The sequence below is a fragment of the Bdellovibrio sp. genome (assembly GCF_036384735.1).
GTDB lineage: Bacteria > Bdellovibrionota > Bdellovibrionia > Bdellovibrionales > Bdellovibrionaceae > Bdellovibrio.
In genome coordinates this window covers 1-22,581 of record NZ_DASVLT010000071.1, presented here as the reverse complement: position 1 = coordinate 22,581, position 22,581 = coordinate 1, and the positions used below count along the sequence as shown (strand labels likewise).

General features: G+C 44.7%; 21 protein-coding genes. 5 read left to right on the top strand and 16 right to left on the bottom strand.

Going from position 1 to position 22,581, the window contains the following annotated elements; genetic code table 11:
• Positions 1-55: 55 nt before the first annotated feature.
• The gene (locus VF412_RS19495) at positions 56-343 is read right to left on the bottom strand and encodes a 2Fe-2S iron-sulfur cluster-binding protein (protein WP_331340950.1); all 288 of its coding nucleotides are present in this window, start codon (positions 341-343) and stop codon (positions 56-58) included.
• A gap of 176 nt (positions 344-519) precedes the next feature.
• Between VF412_RS19495 and trxB the strand changes: the two genes are divergently transcribed.
• From trxB to VF412_RS19480, 3 genes are all read left to right on the top strand, one after another.
• Positions 520-1,470 carry a thioredoxin-disulfide reductase gene (gene trxB, locus VF412_RS19490; protein WP_331340949.1) on the top strand — a complete coding sequence of 317 codons (951 nt, stop codon included), beginning with the start codon at positions 520-522 and terminating at the stop codon, positions 1,468-1,470.
• A 6-nt stretch (positions 1,471-1,476) separates the two neighbouring features.
• A complete protein-coding gene (locus tag VF412_RS19485) occupies positions 1,477-1,974 on the top strand; it encodes a response regulator transcription factor (protein ID WP_331340948.1) in 498 nt (165 codons plus the stop codon).
• A gap of 89 nt (positions 1,975-2,063) precedes the next feature.
• Positions 2,064-2,861: a hypothetical protein gene (locus VF412_RS19480; RefSeq protein ID WP_331340947.1), complete on the top strand. Its 798-nt coding sequence runs from the start codon at positions 2,064-2,066 to the stop codon at positions 2,859-2,861.
• Here VF412_RS19480 and VF412_RS19475 read toward each other — a convergent pair.
• From VF412_RS19475 to VF412_RS19450, 6 genes are all read right to left on the bottom strand, one after another.
• The gene (locus VF412_RS19475) at positions 2,858-3,997 is read right to left on the bottom strand and encodes a hypothetical protein (RefSeq protein ID WP_331340946.1); all 1,140 of its coding nucleotides are present in this window, start codon (positions 3,995-3,997) and stop codon (positions 2,858-2,860) included. The two genes, VF412_RS19480 and VF412_RS19475, sit on opposite strands and share 4 nt — an antisense overlap.
• A gap of 97 nt (positions 3,998-4,094) precedes the next feature.
• A complete protein-coding gene (locus tag VF412_RS19470) occupies positions 4,095-4,985 on the bottom strand; it encodes a PilZ domain-containing protein (RefSeq protein WP_331340945.1) in 891 nt (296 codons plus the stop codon).
• 50 nt (positions 4,986-5,035) lie between these two features.
• The gene (locus VF412_RS19465; protein WP_331340944.1) at positions 5,036-6,004 is read right to left on the bottom strand and encodes a dipeptide ABC transporter ATP-binding protein; all 969 of its coding nucleotides are present in this window, start codon (positions 6,002-6,004) and stop codon (positions 5,036-5,038) included.
• Between the two features lie 2 nt (positions 6,005-6,006).
• Positions 6,007-6,996, bottom strand: a complete 990-nt coding sequence (locus VF412_RS19460; RefSeq protein WP_331340943.1) for an ABC transporter ATP-binding protein — start codon at positions 6,994-6,996, stop codon at positions 6,007-6,009.
• Positions 6,997-7,099: 103 nt separating this feature from the next.
• A complete protein-coding gene (locus tag VF412_RS19455) occupies positions 7,100-7,762 on the bottom strand; it encodes an HAD-IA family hydrolase (RefSeq protein WP_331340942.1) in 663 nt (220 codons plus the stop codon).
• A 24-nt stretch (positions 7,763-7,786) separates the two neighbouring features.
• Positions 7,787-8,290 carry an OmpA family protein gene (locus VF412_RS19450; RefSeq protein WP_331340941.1) on the bottom strand — a complete coding sequence of 168 codons (504 nt, stop codon included), beginning with the start codon at positions 8,288-8,290 and terminating at the stop codon, positions 7,787-7,789.
• Positions 8,291-8,398: 108 nt separating this feature from the next.
• Between VF412_RS19450 and VF412_RS19445 the strand changes: the two genes are divergently transcribed.
• Entirely contained in the window at positions 8,399-9,070 is a 672-nt protein-coding gene (locus VF412_RS19445; protein ID WP_331340940.1) for an O-methyltransferase, read from the top strand.
• Positions 9,071-9,145: 75 nt separating this feature from the next.
• On the opposite strand, the gene VF412_RS19440 is transcribed toward VF412_RS19445, so the two are convergent.
• The 8 genes from VF412_RS19440 to VF412_RS19405 form a co-directional block, all read right to left on the bottom strand.
• A complete protein-coding gene (locus VF412_RS19440; protein WP_331340939.1) occupies positions 9,146-9,943 on the bottom strand; it encodes a hypothetical protein in 798 nt (265 codons plus the stop codon).
• 326 nt (positions 9,944-10,269) lie between these two features.
• On the bottom strand, positions 10,270-13,539 hold the full coding sequence (locus VF412_RS19435) for an error-prone DNA polymerase (RefSeq protein ID WP_331340938.1): 3,270 nt from the start codon (positions 13,537-13,539) through the stop codon (positions 10,270-10,272).
• The gene (locus VF412_RS19430; RefSeq protein WP_331340937.1) at positions 13,523-14,848 is read right to left on the bottom strand and encodes a hypothetical protein; all 1,326 of its coding nucleotides are present in this window, start codon (positions 14,846-14,848) and stop codon (positions 13,523-13,525) included. The genes VF412_RS19435 and VF412_RS19430 overlap by 17 nt, the downstream gene beginning before the upstream one ends.
• Positions 14,796-15,452: a recA protein gene (locus tag VF412_RS19425; RefSeq protein WP_331340936.1), complete on the bottom strand. Its 657-nt coding sequence runs from the start codon at positions 15,450-15,452 to the stop codon at positions 14,796-14,798. The genes VF412_RS19430 and VF412_RS19425 overlap by 53 nt, the downstream gene beginning before the upstream one ends.
• A gap of 126 nt (positions 15,453-15,578) precedes the next feature.
• A complete protein-coding gene (locus tag VF412_RS19420; RefSeq protein WP_331340935.1) occupies positions 15,579-16,109 on the bottom strand; it encodes a methylated-DNA--[protein]-cysteine S-methyltransferase in 531 nt (176 codons plus the stop codon).
• A gap of 60 nt (positions 16,110-16,169) precedes the next feature.
• The gene (locus tag VF412_RS19415; RefSeq protein WP_331340934.1) at positions 16,170-16,607 is read right to left on the bottom strand and encodes a hypothetical protein; all 438 of its coding nucleotides are present in this window, start codon (positions 16,605-16,607) and stop codon (positions 16,170-16,172) included.
• Positions 16,608-16,618: 11 nt separating this feature from the next.
• Positions 16,619-17,611 carry a hypothetical protein gene (locus VF412_RS19410; protein WP_331340933.1) on the bottom strand — a complete coding sequence of 331 codons (993 nt, stop codon included), beginning with the start codon at positions 17,609-17,611 and terminating at the stop codon, positions 16,619-16,621.
• Positions 17,612-17,672: 61 nt separating this feature from the next.
• Positions 17,673-18,470, bottom strand: coding sequence for a hypothetical protein (locus VF412_RS19405; protein ID WP_331340932.1), 798 nt, complete (start codon positions 18,468-18,470; stop codon positions 17,673-17,675).
• Between the two features lie 236 nt (positions 18,471-18,706).
• Between VF412_RS19405 and VF412_RS19400 the strand changes: the two genes are divergently transcribed.
• Complete coding sequence (locus VF412_RS19400) at positions 18,707-19,381, top strand: YoaK family protein (RefSeq protein WP_331340931.1); 675 nt, start codon at positions 18,707-18,709, stop codon at positions 19,379-19,381.
• Between the two features lie 51 nt (positions 19,382-19,432).
• Here the strand turns inward: VF412_RS19400 and VF412_RS19395 are convergent, their stop codons facing one another.
• Positions 19,433-22,246 carry a pyruvate dehydrogenase gene (locus tag VF412_RS19395; protein ID WP_331340930.1) on the bottom strand — a complete coding sequence of 938 codons (2,814 nt, stop codon included), beginning with the start codon at positions 22,244-22,246 and terminating at the stop codon, positions 19,433-19,435.
• Positions 22,247-22,581 lie beyond the last annotated feature (335 nt).

Sequence of the window (22,581 nt, the reverse complement as noted above, 5' to 3'; positions counted from 1 at the left end):
TCAGATTATTTATAAATGATGGTATTCCAAAGGCAGCCACAAGCTGCCTTTTCTTTTACCAATAGGTCGTATCGACGGTGATATCGTCTAAAACTTGGACTTGGCAGCTAATGCGTTGATCCTTCGGAATCCCTTTGCTTTCGCGAAGAAAACTCTCGGTTTCGTTTTCTGTACTCAGATTTTCCATGCCCTCAACGATGATTATTTTGCATTTGGCGCAGACACCATCTCCACTGCAACTGGATGCAACGGGAAGACCTCCATCAAGCAGAGCCTTCATCAGATTTACTCCCTTTGATACGGTCAGGGGAGTTCGGTTTTTCTTAAAAGAAATCACAGGCATGGCTCATTGTACTGACGCAGTCCAAAACAAGTAAAGAACTAATGAAATGGAATTGGTTTGTTGATAGCCTAGCGGCAGAATCGGGCTCATAAATGGCAACTGTTGTGGAGTAAATAGCACCTTGCATTTGCCAATTCTGAGACCACATTTAGGTTACATATTTTAAGAGGGTATTTATGTCTCAAGAAACTCACGACACAAAAATTGAAAACGTCATCATTATCGGTTCTGGCCCTGCGGGTTTGACTTCGGCGATCTACACGGCTCGTGCGAATTTATCTCCATTGATGATTGAAGGTGAAGAGGCCGGCGGTCAGTTGATGCTAACAACTGAAGTTGAAAACTTCCCGGGATTTGAACACGGTGTAACGGGTTCAGAACTTATCGGTGTTATGAGAAAACAGGCGGAAAGATTTGGAACACGCTTTATCACTCGGAATGTGACGAAAGTGGATTTCTCTGCACGTCCTTTTAAAATTTGGATTGGTGATAAACTTCACTTGGCGAAATCTGTGATTATCTCTACGGGTGCAAGCGCGAAGTACTTGGGTCTTCCTTCTGAAAGAACATACATGAACCGTGGCGTGTCTGCGTGTGCGACTTGTGACGGAGCTTTCTTCCGCAATCAAGAAATTCTTGTTGTGGGTGGTGGCGATACGGCGATGGAAGAGGCGCAATTCCTTACTCGCTTTGCTTCCAAAGTCCACATCGTTCACAGACGTGATCATTTCCGTGCTTCTAAAATCATGGCAGACCGTGCTTTGAATAATCCGAAAATTTCTGTGATTTGGAATTCTGAAGTCACTGAAGTTTTGGGCGATGGCAAAGGTATGACAGGTGCCAAAATCAAAAATCTAGTGGATGGAACTGTTAAGGAAATGCCAGCTACCGGTTTATTCCTAGCCATCGGTCATAAACCGAACACAGATTTGTTCAAAGGTGTTCTCGATATGAACGAGACAGGTTATCTTGTGACTCAGCCAAACACGACATACACGAACATCCCAGGTGTTTTTGCAGCAGGGGACGTTCAAGACCACGTTTACCGCCAAGCGATTACGGCAGCGGGTACAGGTTGTATGGCGGCAATTGATGCTGAAAGATGGCTTGAAGCCCAAGAGCACTAAGGACGTATGAAGGATAAAAAAATCAATACCAAGGATTTGGTAAATAAGATCGAGAAAATGACGAAGGCCCGCATCGCGAGTCAAGAAGTGGTGCCATTGGATCAATTCCGTGAAGCCAAAAAGAAACTCGATCCTAAAGTCATTCTGGTCATCGAAGATGATGAAACAATGAGAATGGCGATAAAGAGAATCCTGGAAACCGAAGGTCACGTGCTAAAGCTTGCGGCCGACGCGACAGAACTTTCCACTGCTCTTGATGACCATCCAGTTGATTTGATTTTGATGGACGTCGGTCTGCCTTGGATCAATGGCTTTGAGCTTGCTCAGCTATTGAAGGAACATAAAGACCTTAAAAAAATTCCTTTAGTTTTTGTCTCTGGACAAACTTCAGAAGCCGACATGAAACAGGCTTTCGACATCGGCGCTGATGACTACATCAAGAAGCCTTTCGATGTTGAGAAGCTTAAGAAAACCGTCGAGACTTTGCTAAAATTGAATCAATAAATAAAACCCCCGCAGACTGCGGGGTTTTTTCTTTCCCAAAGACGCCGTTTTGGTGTGCGAGTTGCATCGCTACAGAAGCGGAGTACGTAATGTCTTTAAATCGTTTCTGGATCTCTATTTTGGCGGCACTAATTGTCTCTGTCAGCTTTGTTGACAGTGGCTTTGCTTCATCTTTGGAACAAAGCCTGGTTCAAGAGCACGCGCTTCTTAATAATAACGGTTACACTCAGTGGGAATGGCTTCGCAATGATTGTAACGACTGCGAAGTGTTTTTTCTGCCAATCCACCCAGAAGTTCGTACTGAAAAGGTTCGTCTTTTTATTCGGGCTCTTTCGGCACACAAGGCTGAGCTTCAAGAGATGTATCAAGTGTCAGGCCCTGAATATAATCTTCTGGCTCACATGTCTGTGGGCATCTTGGGTCGCGAGACTTTGTTCTTCACAAGTAAGCGCTATCGCTTGAAAGAGATGATGCCTTGGGCGGTTCACTTGGCGAAGATTATCGAGATTTATATTCAGGGATCGAATCGTCAAGTCACGGACAACAGCCGTGGACCAACACAGATAAAGATTGTTCCTGCGAAAGTGGCTGATCGTTATGGTATTAATCCGGATAATTTATATATTCCTGAAAATGCAGCCATCGCGACCATGGGTTATTTGATTGAAGCTCTAGGAGAACTTAAGCGTCGCATTGTTGTGAATAATCTTGGATTCATCAATCAGCAAAACTACGTCGATTATTTGCCTTACATTTATTTCGGTCGAACGAAGGCATTGGTGCAGAAGGTGGCAACGCCTGCTTCAAATAGTTACGTGCAGGATATGAAACGCTATATGACTTGGATTGAAGTCTATGAACGCCAAGCTCCTGCCACACTTCATTAGTTCGTTGTATCTAAAGGATCGTTTGTTACTAGCATAGACGAGATACATTTTGTATCGAGTCCATAGCTGTAAAACGGTGTGTTCCCGGCGCGCATAAGAACTTTCGTATTATCAACACCCAACATATTTGGATTGTATGTGAATTTCTCGATGGCGTAGTTTACCGCTGTTGTGGCAGTGGAAATCGCCGTTGCGATATACAATTGACCGTCGGTTTCGTCATAAGTCATCGCAGAGACGCCGAATAACAAATAAGAATAAGTCGCCGGGTACGCATTCGCATCGTAAATCTTTTGCGCATTTGAGAATGTGCCTGCAGTATCATCATAGTCATAAACAACGATGCTATTCACATCAGCCGCTGTGGTAGAGCCTGACCATGCGACGATCACTTTATTGTGTGTCTGATCATAGGCAAAGGCTGTCGCATAACTAGCGCCCGTCGGTGCTTGTCCCGCAAGGCATGAACCGCTTGCGCCGCTGCTGGCGGTGCTAATCAATTTTGGTGAAGCATTGGCACTAGCCGTAATGATTTTTCCTGAGGGACTAACAATAACCTTTGTCAGTAAAGTGTTCGCGGTCCCACATGTTGCGCCCAGGTTATTGCTTACATAAGGAGTTGTTTGACGAATTCCCGATGAATTCACTTTCTCAATAAATCCCGTGCGAATCATCAAAAGGCCGCCATCACTGCTCATTGCCATGCTTTGGGGAGCTGTAGACAGAATTGTCGAGGTGGCTGGGTTTGTGCCGAAGACTCCGCGAGTTCCACCCGCTTTAGGAAGAAGTTCAAGGCGGCCCGCATTTCCGTTACGTACAAGGACCGCCAAGTTATGTTTATCCCAATCAACAATTGAAATCGGACTATCTCCGGGAGTAGCAGGGGACGAGTTGTAATCCGCGACCAGCGCTTCGCGCACTCCCGTTGATAGATTAACTTTGTAAACGACGTTAGAAGAAGTTGTTGTCGAAAACGCGGTAACGCCAGATCCCGAATAGCAGGCGCCGCTAGATACGAATAAATATTTTTGCAAAGATTGAGCAACTTCTGAGTTGCTGCTATCAACTTTTGGTTGGCAAGCTCCCATAATTAGAGATGCGCAGACCAAACTCGCCGTGTACTTCATTGTACTCATGAGTTCTCCTTAACAACGTGCTTCGATATGAGATATCGGAAGATGGTTAGGGAACTTTATTAAACTTTTGTCAGGTTTTTAACAAATGCGCGAGAAATTATCCGGTTGCTTTGCGCAATTGATCTTGATACGCGACGTAGGCCTTGAGCAAAGCATCTAGGCGCAATGTCATAGCCACGTCTTGCTCGATAAACATCAAGCGACGTGGATCTGTCAAATCACCCACGATTTTCGCACGGAAAAGCAGACGAGCTTTTGAAGGGTCGCGTTCGAATGGATTTACAATGATCAAGTCGAACGGTTGATTCAAAAAGTCTTTTGGAATTTCATCTTCCAACTGAGTACCACTTAAAGAAATATCGCGAGAATACGTTCGGAATGAACGCATTTTAGAAACCAGCACCACTTCGATTTTGAAGTTGTGACGAGTGTCTTTACGGCGATCCGCTCCTGACCGACGCTCTTCTTGTTTTGCAGTAGGAGCTTCTCGCGGAGTAATTTTCTTTTTCATCGATGGATCGACTTTGATTTGCTTGATCTTTTGAAGATCCAAATCGTCGCCATTGAAGTCTTGATGGTAATAACCGTAATCAGGATTTTCCTTCATCGCTTCGCCAGCAACCACCTGTGTGTAGGGGCTGTCAGGCTCTGTCGCGTGGGCATTCAACGTCGCGGTCATGGTGTCTTCGCTGACATCCGCATTCTTCGCATGTGACGAAGAAGCTCTTGGTGGAGGTGGAACCATATCGATGATATCTTCAGAAGGCGGTTTTGGCGGTTGGGTCAGAACAAAATACTTTTGATTCGTCGCCAAGAAATCGCGAATGCAAACCCATTCAGGCCAACCAGGAGTCCACATGAAGATCTTATTAAAATCCTGCTGCTTAATCGTCAAAAGATGCGCCTGCGCCTGAACCAACGAAAGTGGCTTCGACTGCATTTGCTTTTCTGAATCGAAAAAGAGCCAGATTTTGCCTTGTGTTTTCATATACTCCCTAAGATCTCTCAGGGAGTTATCGGATTTTTTGGTGGGATTCTTTATACGCGGATGCAGGCAGCAATGTGATTTGGTGCCTTGTTTTCCAATACCGGGACCTTGGTCTTGCACTCTTCGATAGCCATTGGGCAACGAGGGTGGAAGTGGCAACCCGTTGGAGGATTGATTGGCGACGGTACGTCCCCAGTCAAAATGATACGCTCTTCCTTACGGCGAGGATCTGGAACTGGAATCGCAGACATCAACGCTTTTGTGTAAGGGTGTTTTGGATTTTTATAAAGCTCTTCAGCGGCAGCCATTTCAACGATTTTACCCAAGTACATAACGGCAACGTGAGTAGAAACGTGCTCAACAACTTTCAAGTCATGGGCGATGAAGACGTAAGTTAGGCCTAGCTTTTGTTGAAGCTCCATGAGCAAGTTGATGACTTGTGCTTGGATAGAAACGTCCAATGCAGAAACAGGCTCATCACACACGATCAATTCAGGGTTCACTGCCAAAGCGCGGGCGATACCCACACGTTGACGTTGACCGCCCGAGAACTCATGCGGGTAACGATTTAAGTGTTCGCGACGAAGACCTACTAGATCGATCAATTCGTGAATACGATCTTGGCGACCTTTCGGAGTTTCGAAAAGATTATGAATGATCAATGGCTCTTCAAGGATCGCACCGATCGTCATACGTGGATTCAAAGATGCAAACGGATCTTGGAAGATGATTTGCATTTTTTTACGCATATCGCGAAGCTCTTCGCCTTCGATATGAGTGATGTCTTTGCCATTGTATGAGATCTTGCCAGAAGTTGTGTCGTGAAGACGGATCAAGCAACGACCCAAAGTCGATTTACCACAACCGGATTCGCCCACGAGACCTAAGGTCTCGCCCTTTTTCAACTCAAAGGAAACGTCAGAAACGGCTTTAACGCTTGCAACTTCACGGCTGAAAATTCCACCGTAAATTGGAAAGCGCTTCACTACATTTTCAACTTTTAAAAGAGGAGTGCTCATTCTTATTTAACCTCTTCGCTCAATGGGTGATGGCACGCCACTTTGTGGATGCCACGCATGTTCTCAAGAGTTGGATAGACCGCACGGCAATCATCTTGAGCGTAAGGACAACGATCCGCGAATCTGCAACCTTGTGGAAGATTGTAAAGAGACGGCACCATGCCTTTGATAGTTTTCAATTGCTCAAGCTTGTGGCCTGTTTCGAAGTGAGGAATAGAATCCAAAAGACCACGAGTGTACGGATGCTTTGGACGATAGAAGATGTCTTCCACAGTGCCGAACTCGACGATGCGACCCGCATACATCACTGCAACTTCTTGGCACATCTCTGCAACGACGCCGAGATCATGAGTGATCAAAATCATGCCGGCGTTGAAGTCTTTTTGCAGCTTTCTCATCAAATCCAAGATTTGCGCTTGGATTGTAACGTCCAAAGCAGTCGTTGGTTCATCGGCGATCAAAAGTTCAGGATTGCAAGAGATCGCCATAGCGATCATCACACGTTGTCTCATACCCCCAGAAAGCTGGTGCGGGAATTCATGGAAACGTTTTTCAGGGGCTGGAATTCCTACCAAACGAAGCATTTCAATCGCACGTTCGCGCGCTTGTTGCTTGTTCAAATCTTTTTGGTGAAGAAGAATGGCTTCTTCGATTTGGTCACCGATTGTGTAAACCGGATTCAAAGAAGTCATAGGTTCTTGGAAGATCATCGCGATTTCGTTACCGCGGATCGTGCGCATTTTCTCTTCAGAAATTGAAAGAAGATCTTGGCCTTTGAAAAGGATTTTGCCTGATTCAATGCTGCCTGGTTTTTGGATCAAGCGCATAACGGACAAAGACGTTACGGATTTTCCGCAACCAGATTCGCCAACGATTCCAAGGGTTTGCCCTTTTTTAACGTAAAAACTTACGTCGTCAACTGCGCGGAAAGCGCCATCGTCAGTCTTGAAACCCGTCTTTAAATTTTGAACCTCTAAAAGGATGTCACTCACTGGAGCAATCCCCCCATTCTGAAAGTTTTCATCTTATATAGTTCACGCCGCCGTGAGGCAAGTCGTGAAAAGGTGCCAGGTTCTTTTTTCTGGCGGGGATGCGTCACCTCACGGGAAACAGCTCGCGAACCACGCTGTGAAGTTCATTGTAGTGCTTTAAAAAAGCGCGTGGCTCGTATTTTCCCAGAATCTCTGGGGCCGTATAGCCAAAGTGAATTGCCAGAGAAGAAACGCCTGCATTTTGAGCAGACACCATGTCAGGAATTCCGTCGCCGATCATGAGGGTGTTATGGGCCGCGTGGCCGGCCTGATTCATCATTGTGCGAAGGGGAAGGGCGCTGGGCTTTCTTTCTGGCAAAGTATCCGCCCCAAACACGTTGACCCACTTGAAACGGTTGAGCTTCAGGTGCTCAAGAATTTTTTTCGCAGGGGCTTCGTTTTTGTTTGTGATGATGGCGATAGGGCCGTGGTATTTTGCGAGGAATTCTTCGACTCCGGGAAAGATGCTTGTTTTGTTGAGCATTTCAGATTCATAGATCTGAAGAAATTCTGTTTCCAAAGCAGTCACGGCTTCAGGGGACAAATTGTCGCCGACAAAAAGATCTGCCAAAAGTTTTTTCAAACCTTCGCCAATATGGGAAATAATTTTTTCGTCACTTAACGTTGGCTTCTTGTGATTTTCCAGAGTGCGATTGACTGCTGTGATAATGTCAGGTGCTGAGTCAATCAAAGTGCCATCGAGATCAAAAACTAGCAGTGGATTCATCCCACCATTTTGCCTTCTTTAGTGTTACTGCACAATCTCAAACTCCACGCGACGGCTTGAGTCCGCGCTGGCTCTGTCAGAGGCAGACTCATCATAAGTCGCGGAACCCATACCAATGGACTCTAACTTAGAGGCAGGCACCCCTTTCGAGATTAAATATTTGCGCACATTATCTGCCCGCTGCTGAGAGAGTCTCAAATTTCGTGAGGGATCGCCAGATGCATCAGTAAAGCCTGCGATGCGCATTCTTTCGAATGAATTTCCGCTGTCTTTCATGATGTCAGCCATGCGATCCAAGGATTGCTTGGCATCCGCGGTCAGATCGGCACTTGCATATTTGAAGGCGACATTCTGTGAAAGTTTTGTGAACTCGGTGCTTCGACGTAAATCACCGGCCGCGTTTTTCAAAGGCGAAGTCGGTTCTTCGGTGATGTCGTTCGCGCGTAAAGGATAATTGAAATCATCTTTTGGCATCGTATTGCAGGCAGTGATGATCCAGAATGAAAAGAACAGCGCAAGCTTCTTCATGTCATCCTCCTTCTTTTACCGTATTCCTGTGTGGGAAGCGCCGCAAATTAACTTCCTGTTAACATTCCTCGGGCCTCGTGCGAGTATGGCCTTTCAGAGAGGTGCCCGATGCGCGACTCCGTGTTGTCGAACAAAGAAGAATATTTAAATGCACTTTTTTCCAATGAAAAAGAAAGCGAGACTAAGAAGTTGTCTCGTCAATATTCTGAAGAGGTCGGTCGCGCTCGCATCAGTGTTTCTCCTCCAGAATCAGCTTTGATCTCATTATTGGTGAAAATGCATGGTTGCAAAAAATTTGTCGAAATCGGAACTTTGACGGGTTTGTCAGCACAATACATTTTCGAATCTCTTCCCGAGGGGGCCGAGCTTTGGACTTTGGAAAAAGAACCTGCTCACGGTGATAAGGCTGCGCAAGTTTTTGCGAAGATCGATCAATCAAAAAAGAAAATCCACCTTGTAATGGGTGATGCTCGCGAAGAATTAGAAAAGCTTTCTGCGCAAGGTCCTTTCGATGGTGTGTTTATTGATGGAAATAAAGCGGCTTACATGGATTATCTTGTGTGGGCGGAAAAAAACTTGCGCAAAGGTGGATTGATCTTAGCGGACAATATTTTTCTATCAGGATCTGTGTGGAATGACCCAAGCGAACAGGCCCAAAGATTTTCTGACAAGCAGGTGCGCATCTTGCGTGAATTCAATGAGCGCCTAGCAGATTCAGAGTTGTATCAAAGCGCCATAGCCCCAACCCAAGAAGGCCTGTTCATCGCCATCAAGAAATAAGGTGCCTGCCGTTTTTTTGGGTCTACAGAGCGTTAATTGATGCAGGGTGGTTACTAAAAAGTGACAGGCACCATTTTAGTCTTTGCTGAAGGCTTCGATTTTCATTTCGATGGCGTATTCTTTGGAAGCCTCGCCCATCGGAGCTAATTCCCAGAACCATTCTTTTAGTTTCTTATAACCTTTGAAATCCACAGGGTAGTGACCTTTATAGATTTCTTTGCCGTCGCGATCTTTATAAATCACTTCACGGTCTGCGTAGATCAGCTTTTTGCCTTTGCAGCCATCTAGATTTTTCAAATGAGTTTGCGCGAAGTCCGTACAGATTTGATCTTTTTCATCAACAGTTAGATCACGCTTTAATTTCTTCTCGATAGCATCGATGGGTAGCAGTGCTAATTGTGACATCAGGTTCGCTGACACAATCAAATCTGCTTCGAATTTGAAAAGTTCTTTGCCTGCTAAGTCTTTGCCAAGATCATGCAGATCTTCCAAGCTTTGCAGCTTTTCAAGATGTTGCAAGGCTTCGGTTAAATCTTGAGTGATCAACTTCACGCGAGGATTTCTTTTCGATATCCAATGATGTTTCAAAGGATGAACGACATCAACAAGCGTGATCTTTTCAAAATATTGAAGCAAAAGATGAATCGGGATTTCATGCAGGTGTGCACTTCCCAAGACTACAACACTTTTTCGCTGCGGTAGCGAGTTCGCAGTTTCAGTAAAAAGATCCTGACAATTTTTAAGATGCGGGAGCCATTTCTTTTTACAGCGCTCGTAACGATGCTTGAGGGAAATCGATGAATAAAGAAATCCATACTTGCGCGCAATGGGAGATGTTGGTGTTAGAAGAAATTCAAAGGATTCTAAAAGCATGAACACACTATAAACAGAGGTGGGCCCCCTGTCATTTTATAGATTGAACCCTCTTTCGATTTTAGGTCAATTGTACACGTTGGCGCTAAAATCTGGTTACATGTTCAGATCGTGCCATTGCTTGAGGATTTCAAGGATTAGTAAAACTAGACCAAGAATTCGTTTAGCTATAGCCAAAAAACGTCGAATCTTACATTGCGTGTTTAGATTCGGCATTCGAACCTCCTTTGTAGACGTGAAGGTTCAATGCTTATAAAAGCGAGACAGGGGAAGCCCGATCTCGCTTTTTGCTTTTTTAACGCCGGGTTTTTGGATGAGTTTGCAAATTACTGCAAGGGGAGCAAATGGCTGGCGCGGACGTTGATAATATCGCCAACTTTTTCGATTTGGCCGTGGATTTCCAGTAAAGACTTTCCGTAAATCACCAGGCGATCTTTTTGATAGACGTCGGGATGAATGACAATGTTCATGAATCCAAACTCGTCTTCTAAAGTGATAAAGCACATGCCTTTGGCTGTGGGTGGACGTTGGGTGATGGAAACAAGTCCCCCAAGGCGAACTTTGCGTTTGTTCTTCAAGCGCTTTACATCCAAAGAAGTCATGTAAGGCACATAACGGTTTTTAATTAAATCTTGGTTTTTCATATTCAAATAAGAACGAAGAACACTCATCGGATGAGAGTCTACAGAATAGCCTTTGCTATCGTATTCGCGACGCATGCGATCCCAGTTGGATTCAAATGGTAGGTGTTCTTTTTCTTCGTCTTCGGGATCGACCTCTTTAGATAAGCTTTCTTTAGGAAGACCCCACAAGAAACTGCTTTGATCCAAGCTTAAACTTTCCAGATGCCAAATAAGTTCACGAGTATTGATATTAAAACATTCCATAGCACCAGAGGCGGCGAGTTTAAGTAACAAAGCGCGAGGCAATTTGGTGCGGCGAACGAAATCAGAGAGATCTAAATAAAGACCATTGGCAGTTCGTTCGTCTTCAATAATACGTGCGACAGATTCAGGGACGCCGTACAAAGAACGGAAACCTACGCGCATTTCCCATAATGAGTTGGGATTCTCGGGTTCCAAACTTGACTCAAGAGTATAATCGTAATTCGATTTTTGAATACACAGAGGCAGAACATTCACACCATTACGTTGAGCTTCAGCAATAAGTACGCGGGGAGCATAAAAGCCCATCGGTTGGCTGTTTAACAATGAACATGCAAACACATCAGGGTGATGCTTTTTAATAAAACAGCTTGAGTATGTGAGCAAAGCAAAGCTTGCCGCGTGACTTTCTGGAAAACCATAATTAGCAAAACCTTCGATGGTTTTATAAATCTGTTCGCCATATTCGCGAGAAATACCATTCTTCTCAAATCCCAAAATAATTTTATCATGAATCGCATCCATACTTGATTGCCTGCGCCACGCCGAAGACATAATTCTGCGAAGTTCATCCGATTGACCTGGAGTAAAACCTGCGGCTTCAATGACAATTTTCATAACTTGTTCCTGGAAAATTGGAACACCGTGGGTTTTTTCCAAGATTGGTTCCAGCAAAGGACTTGGATACGTTACGGCCTCTTTGCCTTGGCGACGCTTCAAATAAGGGTGAACCATGCCTCCTTGCAAAGGACCAGGGCGAACGATGGCCACCTCGACAACCAGATCATAAAAACATTGAGGTTTCATTCGTGGCAAGGTGTTCATCTGTGCGCGAGACTCAATTTGGAAAACGCCCACAGTATCAGCCTCGCAAATCATATCGTAAGTAGGTTTATCGTCGCCGGGAATATTCGCAAGATTATAGTCAATACCCTTTTTATCCTTAATTAACTGCAAAGCTTTACGCAAACAAGTCAGCATTCCCAAACTCAACACATCAATCTTCATGAGCCCGAGTGCTGCAACGTCATCTTTGTTCCACTGAATAACATAGCGACCATTCATCGTGGCTTTTTCAACAGGCACCATTGATGTGATAGATTCGTGAGTAATTAAAAAGCCACCAGAGTGAATACCAAGGTGGCGGGGGAATCCAATCAATTGTCGACTCATCTCTAAAAATAAACTCCAGGTCTCTTGAGGAATTCCAAACCGCGCGCAACTTTCAGGTTCTTCCAGTCGAGACATTCCATCGCGTCCCATGAAACGCACCATCTCTGAGACGCGCTCTAGTGGAAGACCAAATACTTTCGCGGTTTCACGAATGGCAAGTCTGGAACGATAACGAATTACCGTGCAAATCATGGCAGCATGGCGCTCGTCGTATTTTTCATAGATATGCTGGATGACCTCTTCGCGACGTTCGTGTTCGAAGTCGATATCAATATCAGGTGGCTCGCCACGTTCCGCAGAAATAAACCTTTCGAACAAAAGTCCGATTTCGCGAGGATCGACCGACGTTAAACCTAAGCAATAACAGACAACAGAATTCGCCGCGGAACCGCGGCCTTGAAATAAAATTCTTTTTTCTTGAGCGAACTGACAGATCTCTTTCAAGGTGATGAAGTAATCTTCGAATTTCATTTGTGCAATTAAAGACAATTCCTTTTCAATTGTCTTCTTGATCTCTGGCGGAGTTCCATCTGGAAAACGCCACTTTTGACCTTCCTCTGTCAGCTTGCGAAGATATTCTGTAACACTCATGCCATCGGGGATGTTGGAGCGCGGATATTGATAAGTAATTTCTTTCAGCGAAAAAGTAGAACGTGCCGAGATCTCCACAGTTTTTTCCACAAGGTCAAGACGATCGGACCACACATAAGAAATGTACTCGATAGATTGCAGAGAGCGTTCTGCATTTTGAATCAAACGATCTTTCGCTTCTGTCAGAGTGGTGTGATGAAGAATGCAAGTCAGAATATCGAACAAAGGTTTGCGGCTTTCGTGATGCATAAATGGCCGCTGTGTAACGAAGAGCTGCGCATTGTGTTTCTGTTCGAGTTGAAACGATTGCCGATTGAGTTCGTGAGACTCCCACGTGAGATCGCGCCACACAGGGATGTAAAGGCGATCACCAAAAACTTTATGCAGTTTTTGATAGCGTTCTTCGCTTACAGGGGGCATGGCAAAACAGAGAAGTTCTTCGTGATGATCCAACACTTGTTGGAAATCCAAGCGGGAAAAGCCTTTCGTGGCCTGGCGTTTTCCCAATGTCAAAAGCTCACAAAGATTGCCGTATCCCTTTAATGTCATAGGAATCAAGGTTACGGCTGTTTCATCAGTCAGAGTTAATTCCGAACCAATTAGATATTTGAAATCTGGCTTCGCTTGAATGTCTGCAGTTAAATGCGACGGACGATGAATTGTTGCAAAGCCGCGAGCCACACCATAAAGACCATTTAAGTCACACAAACCTACACCATTGTAATCATGCTCGATAGCGGTATTAACCATCTCTTCGGGATGAGAGGCCCCGCGCAGAAAAGAAAAATTACTGCGCGCTAATAATTCAACGAAGCCACTTGCGCGAGGAACTCTGCTTAAGTCTCTGCGATTCGTAAGCGCAGGTAAAAAGCTGGGCGCGTCTGTTTTAGCTTTTGCTGATGAACGCCCGCCACCTAAATGACGGGGTCTATTAATCGAAGTATCCATGCAAATAATATTGGGAGCTTACGCGGTCCTGAAAGACCCACAAAAGTTGTCCCTGGCTAGAGAGTGCAAAAAAATAGTCACGATATTTCAAATCCTGCGAAGAGATCTGCCACCAAGCGGATTCAATGCGTTCACTCGGGAGGGCTGATACCAAACGAATCCGGCGCATCTCTTCATCAGACAAAACCTGAGGTTGTTCTAATAACAGCGATGGACGAGGGCTTTGTGATAAACCTTTCGCGTAAGTGGATTTGATTTGTAAGGCATTGTCTTCTTGTCGCTCGATAAGGTCTTCGGATTTAAAATCCTCGGGCCAATCAGTTACAAGTTTAAAGCTCTTTTCTGGGAAATGGTTCGCTTCCATTTGAAGGAAACCCATTTCACAGTTCGCTTGTTTGGCAAAGCTGATCAAGCGGCGCCAACGATCTTCGCTGTTATCCCGCGGCTCAAAAAAATCCAACTGCTGAACTTTTTCCGGAACGTCGAAGATGGAAATCTCGAACTCACGAATAGGATTTTCTAAAACCGTATTTTCCATACGCTTGAAAAGTAAATCTTCAAACAATTCTTGATCGCGACTGGGACTGACTGGTTCGATCTGCAAAATATGCTTCTTGTCGGAATATTCACAGTGAAGAATCACTTCCATCTTTTGTGCAAAACGCGACAAACCCTGCAAGCGCGCAAATAAAATATCCAAATGCGGCTTTATGCGATTGAAGAGCAAGGAAGCGACTCCTAAGGGATCATCCAAGTAGCCATACCCCACAAGAGGATCGCGAGGCACAAGAGGTGAAATGACCTGAGCGTCTTGGCTGTGCAAACGATTCCAAAGTAAAACACCGAAATCCCCCCAACGTTCCCGTAAGGAAATAAGTCTGAAGTTATAAACTTCTTCCAAAGTGCAAATACCTAAAGAGTGCGCAAAAGAAATGACATGTTCGATGCGTGTTTTCTGAGTCCACGGAAACAATCCTTCCAGATCTTTCAGTGCATCCAGTCCCAAACCATGCAGAGCCTTCGACTCTTGCCCCTCAGGGGCAATGAATGAAGGCTTCCATTTCGCAAGCATCTGCGCAACGGGAGCTGTATCAGCAATAGCTCCCGTCGCTTCTGCAGAAAACTTGCGCGCAATACCTAAAGCTTTTTCCAAGCAAGCTTTTTCACCACCCACAAGATGTGCCGTTGATTCAATATCGACGAAGACATAATGGGGAAAACGGAATTGAACACGAGGACTAAGAACTAAAAAAGCCTCAGCCGAGGAGCTTTCTTGCGGCGTTTTTAAATTGAGAGATAAAGTTCGCATTGATCGTGCTCCCTGCAACACTGAAAGGGGTTGGACGGTGAAGGGCTCTTTGAATTGTGATAAAGTCCCTTTGGAATTGAATAATCAAACTAAACAACGGATTCACAAAACGACTGGCTTTGTGACAAACAAAAATCAAAGCGACTTTGTGCATGCGACAAAGTTTTTTTAATTTTTGCAGCTGATGATTTTTGAAGAACATTTCTTTCAGCTCGCAGCCGATCACTTCAAATAATGAGCTTGTAATCAGTTCTTGTAGAATCCAAAACAATTGTTCTGCTTCGCGGGGTTCTTTCACGACTAAAAGTTTACTTAAGTTGACTTGGCGACTGACTAGATGAGCGGGCAGAAGTTGTGCGCCGCCATTCACCCAAGCCACCCACTTATTTTGCGAATGAGCTTGTTGAGTCATCCCCACCCACAACGAAGTGGCGCCAGTGCCGGGGCTTCCTTGGAATAGGCTCAGTTCACCTTTGGGGACTCCTCTCCAAAGAAGAAAGTTATCCAAGGTGCTTACACCAGTGGGAACTCCAGCAGGAGGTTGCAAATTCTCTGCGGAGACGAACGGAATATTTGCTAGGGCGGGAAGGGCGAGTGTATTCATGTGTGGCTCTCCATTTACATATTAATTACTATGTAAATAATATGTAAGTCAAAGGAAGAGCCACAAATATGGACTTAGGTTTTGCTTTATAAAAAAGCTAAAATTAACAACAACTTAGATACGCGACTAGATCGCACCCTCACTTTGAAGCAACTGTTTTTTAAGTTCAGAGCCCCAGTGATATTTCATTTTGTTTTTCAAAGAGCCTGAACCCACCACGCGGTGGCAAGGAACATAGAAAGCCACGTTGTTTTTAGCAACAGCAGAAGCTACAGCACGAGCGGCCTCTGGCTTGCGGATTTTTTTCGCAAGATCTGTGTAGCTAATAGTTTTGCCCATTGGAATTTTCAAAAGTTGCAACCACACCTTCATTTGGAATTCAGTGCCTTGCAATTTAATCTTGTGTTTTGTTTGCCAGAAATTAGTTTTCTTATTCCACTTAGCGGCTGTGAATTTACCAACATTGAGGTGGTAAGCCTCTTGAAGAAGTTTTGCCAGATCAGCTTCAACATCTGCTTTGCTAACGGCATCAGCGGATTTTGCACGTCGGCCGGTATTGTAGTGACCCAAGAAAATCAATTCGTCCGCTTCGAACGCTGCCAACCACTCACCCATTGGGGATGGAACTTTGTAAATATAAAACTCAAGATCTGCCATGTCTCACCTCATTCAATATGAAGGAGACATAGCTTACCTTTACGACCCTGTCATGAAAATTCAGTCCGGATTTTGCGTTGGAGGAGTCAGCTGCTCGTTATACAAAGGGTCTACATAACGAATCGAGTGCCCGCCATTTAAAAGCATCAAATCCGCAACATCTTCTTTGTCGTCATTGCTTGGAGTGAGTACGCTTAAAAGCAAATGTCCCTCACGCAATTCCTTATCGGCTTCAGAAACTAAATCCCACTCGCCAGTGCCCAAAAATTTCTGAGCCCAGCGAGCCCAAGCTTCTTTCAGCGAATGCATTTCACCTGTCGCATCAACTGCTGCCAAGCCATGTTCACCTTCGTAAACATTGATTGCCTCGGCAGGAAAACCCTCACGCATAATCGCTTGCACAGTATTTTCCGCTTGTTCACGAGTGTTGAAGAAGCACAAAGTTCTTTTCTTTGGGTACTTCAAATAATCTGGATGTGGAAGTGATTCAATTTGCATAAGGTTCTCCTTTATTCAAACATTCCGTCCATGGTGATGTGTTCCTGATTTCCAGGTGTCATTCTTAATTCTTTATAAAAACCTTGTTGGCACTGACCGCGCAATATTGCATCAATCGCGCCGATCATCGCTGTATAGACCTGATCTAAATTCAGCACCGCCGTCGACGTGATAATTCCGGTATGAGGCGCAAGCTTGCGCAAAGGTCCTGCAAAGTGATCGCGAGAGTCACAGGACATCAATCCAAAAATGGGTGTCTGTTTGTCAGGATTGGAAAGAGCTGCCATGACTTTTTTAAATCCAGGGCGCACCACTTCGTAATAACCTTTGTAATCGACTTTATTATTTTTCATCAAACGCGGAGGAGCAAAGTCCGGTCCGCCACCATTGCGTGAATGACCGAAGTAGAAAGTCGCATCCGCATTTTGCAAGGCGTTTGCGAAGAACGAGTCCATAAATTGTGTGCGCTGCTGTTGCTGAGAAGAGTATTGTCCCGTATTCGCAGCAAAGAATTCTGTTGCTGAAGAAAAATGCATTTCTAAACGCACTGGATACGTCTTGCCAAAAAGTGAAACTGTGCGGGTAAAAACATAGGGATTTCTGCTGTCACTTTTGAATCCGCAGAAGCGCAAATTACCATGGCATCGATCCGTTAGTGTATCTCGCAAACTTGCGTAAGCCCCAAGATCAATAGAGGGACTTAATCCATAGCTGCCGACAGCACTTCCTGTTGTCCAATCAAAATATCCAAGAGCCACACGAATATCGATCACTCCGTCTTTTAAAATTCCGTTATAGCGTTGTGTGCAAGTCGCTTGTTTATCAGCTGGCAAAGAGCTTAAACGATCCGTCGGAAGATCTTGCAATAGACTCAAGTAACTTTGTGCGAATCTCAAATATTCATTTTGATAGAGATAACTGTCGTTCTGATAGGCGAATGCAATATTAGAAAAAATCAGTGCCAGGAAAAATAGAAATCCACGGGAAAAACTAGAAACGTCCATTGTCTGCGTCCTCCAAAAATCAGGGTAGAGAACTTAGACCGGAAGGACTAGTTACATGGGATTAATAGTCGGTTTCACGTTCTTGTGAAATCAAAGTGCAAGGTGTTGCCACGGAGTTCAAAAATTTCTCAACGCCAGGGATGTATTCACTTGGAAAATCTCGAAGTCCAGTTAAGTGTTCGGCCTCTGGCAAAGAAAGTTTGGACCAATCCAAATTCGCATGTGGTTCGAAAACCTCGTCAATATGTGCCGGTGGAATTAATTTGTCTCTCCAACCGCGAATTGACAAAATTTTGAAACCTTTTGGGAATGTTTCAAGCTGAGCTGGAATATCTTTGTGCAGTAAAGGGCTCCAGGCAAGCGACAAGGGCACAATCAGAGTCACTTTCATTAACAGGGATTGCACTTTGTATTCTTCGCCAAACAATTTGTAGGCCGAAGGTAGAAAGCGAACTGTGGGACCGCTGTCACAGATCAATGCTGTCGTATCCGAGCAAAGACGTCGCGACATGGCTTCAATTGCTGAGGCCGATGGGTTCGAGAAAGCATAAATGATCTTTTTGCCTGGAATTTCATTTAACAGTTTTTCGATTTGATCAGCATAAGTATGTTTAACGCCAAAGGCATTGTGGGTGCTTACTGGAGGATGTTTCAATAAATCACGGTGAGTGCCCTGTAGATTAAAAGCAAAGGCATCAAATCCCAAATCATTCACCATTTTGATGTGACGGAGCATTTGACGTTTGGAACCATCATAGAAATGAACAAAAAAAATCAACTCGTCGAATTTCTTTTTGCGCGAAAGATAGAATTCACCTTCGAAAGGCAGTGGGGTATCGGTGAATTGACTGTAGTTCATGAGGTTCTTTTCTGTTGCAAGTTAATGAATGTATTATGGTCCTTTGCGGAAAGTGGGTAAAGGGAAAACGCTTGCCGACATCTATCGTCCACCGCAGGACCAAAACCTTGTTCAATGGTCTGTAACCCCTCAAATTTGTTTTAACAAAGTCTTAGAAGAAGTAAGATTGAACGGTGTTACGAGATAGCGAAACCATATCCCATTATAAACCAAGCAACGTCGTTATTTGGATGACCATGGCTTTTCAGGCGGGTGTTCTGAATGTTGGCGGCTTCATGTCTTGCCATCGTTATGTCTCCCATGTCACTGGGTATGGAACTTCGGTAGGTTATGAGTTCGGCTTAAATGGGTTGTCGGCGGCCTCTGAAATGGCCCTCGTGCCGATTTGCTTTTTGCTTGGTTGTATGATGAGCGGCTTTCTTGTCGACATCCGTATCAAGCTTCATAAGAAGCCACGATATTACATTTCCTTCGGGTTGATATTTGCTTTGATCGCAACATTGATGTTCCTTGGCGAGTCCGAAATGTTCGGAAAATTCGGCGAGCCTTTAAAGTTTTCCCGCGATTACGTACTGCTAGTGATGCTGTCGTTCTTATGTGGAGTGCAAAACGGAACAATCACAACGGTTTCACGATCTGTTATTCGCACAACTCATTTAAGTGGTATCACAACGGATCTTGGAATTGGTTTGGCGCGATTGGTTTACCATAAAAAAATCACACATGAAATTCCGGATGAAGGAAAAGCCGTTCTTATGCGCATGGGAATTATTGGCTTTTTTATCACGGGATCTTATTGTGGTTACGAGATCTTTAGTCGTCTTGGATACATCGGATTTAGTCTGCCGTTAGCAACGTCAGGAGCTTTATTTGTCTCGATGTTGTATTTTCAATTTTTGCATAAGAAATAAAAAACCCCGACATTGCTGCCGGGGTTTTTAAGTTTTAGCTTTTAGATAACTCTAGTGTTTGTGCACCGGAGTTTTTGCTGGCCACAAATCTGTCCAATGAGCCGTGCGACCTTCTGCTTGGTGTGTTTCACCCAAAGCGTTCTCTGTCACGATCACTTTTTCAAGGGCTGTTTCAGCAAGAACCTTACCGCACGCTTCAACGACAGCTTCGGCATCCATGTGGTGGTAAGCGTAGATCTCTGAAGGACGACCGCACTTCGAGTGTTTACGCACGCCCAAAGCTTCTTGGCGAACACCGATGATAGAGCCGATATTATCCAATAGACCTGTTTCGCCGTCAGCAACGCTGACTACTGGAACGCGTTTACCAGCGACAGTGATAAGATCACCCGTAGAAACTTCTTCCGCTTTTCTCAAGTACAAGTTCGAATTCACACCCAAACCATTTTTCAAGTATTCGTAGTCAGTTTCATGACCTTGGATACCAACCAACAAGTCCGGAGAAGTCACAACGATCACGTTCGCGTAAATACCGCGAGCCAATAAATCGTCAGAAGCCTTCAATGCCTCAGTTGTCATTGTACCCAAAGAGAAGATGTTCACGACGTTGTCGCCTGGCTCGTAGCCAGCATAACCGCGGTAATCAACGAGGTAGTAAGCTCCTTGCAGAACTTCTTCACGAATTTGTGTCAAAATTTGTGCGTCGTCGATTGTACCAACTTCTTCTTCATTCGCCGCGCCCGCAATAGGGAATTCAGCGCGAGCCAAAGTGCCTTCAAGACCTGCTTTGAAACGAGCTTGTTTTTTCAAGTACGTCATCATGTCTTTTTGTTCTGCACCACGAGTTACCAGACGAAGCAAAGTGCCTGTACGGCCGGCGTTGTCGTTTAATACATGACGTTTGATTGTGTCGCAGATGATCCAATCCAACTCTTGGCAGAAGAACGGCTCCCAAGTGATTTGGTTTGGAATTTGGATATCAGACTTCCAACCATGTTGCGCACCTTCCGGAGAAAGAGTCACACCTGATGGAGTACCAACGCAAATGAACGAAGACTTCCAATAAAGATTGTAGAAGTATTGGTCCAACGCACGTTTAACGAAGAAGTCATAAACCGTCATCAATGGAATGATTGGAATTCCCAAAACGTCGCGCATTTTTCCAAATGCACCCACGCAAGACATAACGTTTCCTTCTGCGATTTCAAAACGCAAGAAGCGGTCTGAAACGTCTTCGCCAGGAACCAAGTCAGGAAGTTTATGGTCTTTAACGCCAAGATCTGTTTCGTGGTCAGTGACTACTGGCGCACCGAAGATCTTACCGTCCATCGCTGGGTTCAAGTTTGTTGAAGTACCAACGTCTGGAGCCATAGAAATGAACAATTCACCAGGAAGCTTGAATGGTTTTTCTGTGTCAGTCAGTGGCTTTTGTTTGTCGTTCAGCTTTTTCTCATCAAGCGGAGTGTTCGCGATACGAGTCAATTTCGCAGTCAACTGACCTAGCATCCACTGTGTATGAGGATAGCTAGTCATTTTTGTGTTGATATCGAGTGATTGAGGAATGTCACCGAACTCAGTCAACTTTTTCAAGAAGTAGTCTTGGTTTTTCGCTTTCAAAGCGTATTGAGCTTTGATTTCAGAATAAAGTTTTTCTGAACGAGTCGCTAAGAATTTACCTTCAACAGAGTTCGCAGCAAAACGCTCGTAAAGTTTTTCGCCTGTGATACCTTGTTTAGCTTTCAATTCGTTCACTTCTTCTTCAGTTGGCAAAGAAGAGTGGTTGCCTGGTTGAGCAGCAGCTCTCAAGCCCCAACCTTTAAGGGTGTGAGCGATGATGATTGTTGGTTTACGTTTTGATTCTTTAGACTTCGCCATTGCAGCGGCCAAAGCCAGCATGTCATGTCCACCGAAATCGCGGATAGCATCGAATAGCTCTTCATCGGTGATGCTGTCCAAGAACTTCTTCATGTTCGGATGTTCTTTTGCGATGCCTTTTTTCAAAGCCTTCATGTCTTGAACAAGAAGCAATGATTGAAGCTCGTAATCTTCCAATTCTTTTTCCAAGAAGTTTTGGAAAAGAGCACCGTCTTTTTTAGCAAACAAAGCCTGGCGTTTAGAACCGTGACGAACCTGGATAACTTCCCAACCGTTGGCAGCCATAGTGCGCTCGACACGGTCAGCATCAGTTCCGTTCATGATTTCTTTATTCGTGATACGATGACCATCGAGTGATTGACGGTTGTAATCAAGGATCCAAGTCAATGAACCAAGCTCACGCTCTGCAAAGTCTGGAACAGCTTCATACATTGAACCTTCACGGAATTCAGAGTCACCGCACACAGCCCAGAAGTGGGCATCTGGCACTTCATAACCGTGCTCGCGCGCATAACGGTAAGCCAATGCCATGTAACCCGCTTCAACTGGCGGAATGCCCACAGTGCCTGAAGGGAAGAAGTTGTGATGATCTGGGTCGTAAGCAGAGTGGTAAGATTGAAATACGAATTCGCTTCCATCAGTGAACTTACGAAGACCATTCATTGCTTGGTCCGCTTGCTCTTGAGAAAGTTTCGACAAGTCATTCTTCAAAAGAAGATCCAACAAGTAGTTGTAAGAGTGATCTGTCGGTGAAGCATGTGGTTTGTTCGCGATATGATCAAAACCAGTTTTAACTAGCAAGTGCAATGCACCCATGATGTGAAGTGAACTTGCTGAAGCAGCAGGGTGACCACCAACCTTTGGATCGCCTTTTTCTTTGTCCGGGCGGTGGTTGGCTTGCCAAATCATCTGAGTTGCCAAGTAATGGGCGCGTCTTGCGATAGAATCCAAAACCTCAGGTTTGACGTTCTTAAATTGAGAGTAATCCACGTTGGTTCTCCTTGAGTTTTCCGTCTAATTATCGGCTGGAAAAGTAGCATCCTACAGAGGAGGAGTCCATGAATTTAAGCCCTGCGACAAGAGTTCTGGCTCTAATCGGGACAAAGGGGGTGTGTCACTCTCGAGAAATATAAAAAAGGTCCTGATCTTGAATAGTTAGAACTTTTTAACGCCATATTTGCCAATTCATATTTCTGAGAGCGGCGCAGAATAAACATCAGTGCCCGTAGCAAGAGAGTGTTCTAGAGACGGAAGGCTACAGAAGATGGATCACGGATTTGCTTTGCTCGAAGCTTGAAAGATTGACCGATATTTCCTGGAGTTGT

Excerpts from the sequence above, each read along its gene's own strand:
- VF412_RS19495 (WP_331340950.1), bottom strand. The coding sequence starts at position 343 with ATGCCTGTGATTTCTTTTAAGAAAAACCGAACTCCCCTGACCGTATCA.
- trxB (WP_331340949.1), top strand. The coding sequence starts at position 520 with ATGTCTCAAGAAACTCACGACACAAAAATTGAAAACGTCATCATTATC.
- VF412_RS19485 (WP_331340948.1), top strand. The coding sequence starts at position 1,477 with ATGAAGGATAAAAAAATCAATACCAAGGATTTGGTAAATAAGATCGAG.
- VF412_RS19480 (WP_331340947.1), top strand. The coding sequence starts at position 2,064 with ATGTCTTTAAATCGTTTCTGGATCTCTATTTTGGCGGCACTAATTGTC.
- VF412_RS19475 (WP_331340946.1), bottom strand. The coding sequence starts at position 3,997 with ATGAGTACAATGAAGTACACGGCGAGTTTGGTCTGCGCATCTCTAATT.
- VF412_RS19470 (WP_331340945.1), bottom strand. The coding sequence starts at position 4,985 with ATGAAAACACAAGGCAAAATCTGGCTCTTTTTCGATTCAGAAAAGCAA.
- VF412_RS19465 (WP_331340944.1), bottom strand. The coding sequence starts at position 6,004 with ATGAGCACTCCTCTTTTAAAAGTTGAAAATGTAGTGAAGCGCTTTCCA.
- VF412_RS19455 (WP_331340942.1), bottom strand. The coding sequence starts at position 7,762 with ATGAATCCACTGCTAGTTTTTGATCTCGATGGCACTTTGATTGACTCA.
- VF412_RS19450 (WP_331340941.1), bottom strand. The coding sequence starts at position 8,290 with ATGAAGAAGCTTGCGCTGTTCTTTTCATTCTGGATCATCACTGCCTGC.
- VF412_RS19445 (WP_331340940.1), top strand. The coding sequence starts at position 8,399 with ATGCGCGACTCCGTGTTGTCGAACAAAGAAGAATATTTAAATGCACTT.
- VF412_RS19440 (WP_331340939.1), bottom strand. The coding sequence starts at position 9,943 with ATGCTTTTAGAATCCTTTGAATTTCTTCTAACACCAACATCTCCCATT.
- VF412_RS19435 (WP_331340938.1), bottom strand. The coding sequence starts at position 13,539 with ATGGATACTTCGATTAATAGACCCCGTCATTTAGGTGGCGGGCGTTCA.
- VF412_RS19430 (WP_331340937.1), bottom strand. The coding sequence starts at position 14,848 with ATGCGAACTTTATCTCTCAATTTAAAAACGCCGCAAGAAAGCTCCTCG.
- VF412_RS19425 (WP_331340936.1), bottom strand. The coding sequence starts at position 15,452 with ATGAATACACTCGCCCTTCCCGCCCTAGCAAATATTCCGTTCGTCTCC.
- VF412_RS19420 (WP_331340935.1), bottom strand. The coding sequence starts at position 16,109 with ATGGCAGATCTTGAGTTTTATATTTACAAAGTTCCATCCCCAATGGGT.
- VF412_RS19415 (WP_331340934.1), bottom strand. The coding sequence starts at position 16,607 with ATGCAAATTGAATCACTTCCACATCCAGATTATTTGAAGTACCCAAAG.
- VF412_RS19410 (WP_331340933.1), bottom strand. The coding sequence starts at position 17,611 with ATGGACGTTTCTAGTTTTTCCCGTGGATTTCTATTTTTCCTGGCACTG.
- VF412_RS19405 (WP_331340932.1), bottom strand. The coding sequence starts at position 18,470 with ATGAACTACAGTCAATTCACCGATACCCCACTGCCTTTCGAAGGTGAA.
- VF412_RS19400 (WP_331340931.1), top strand. The coding sequence starts at position 18,707 with ATGGCTTTTCAGGCGGGTGTTCTGAATGTTGGCGGCTTCATGTCTTGC.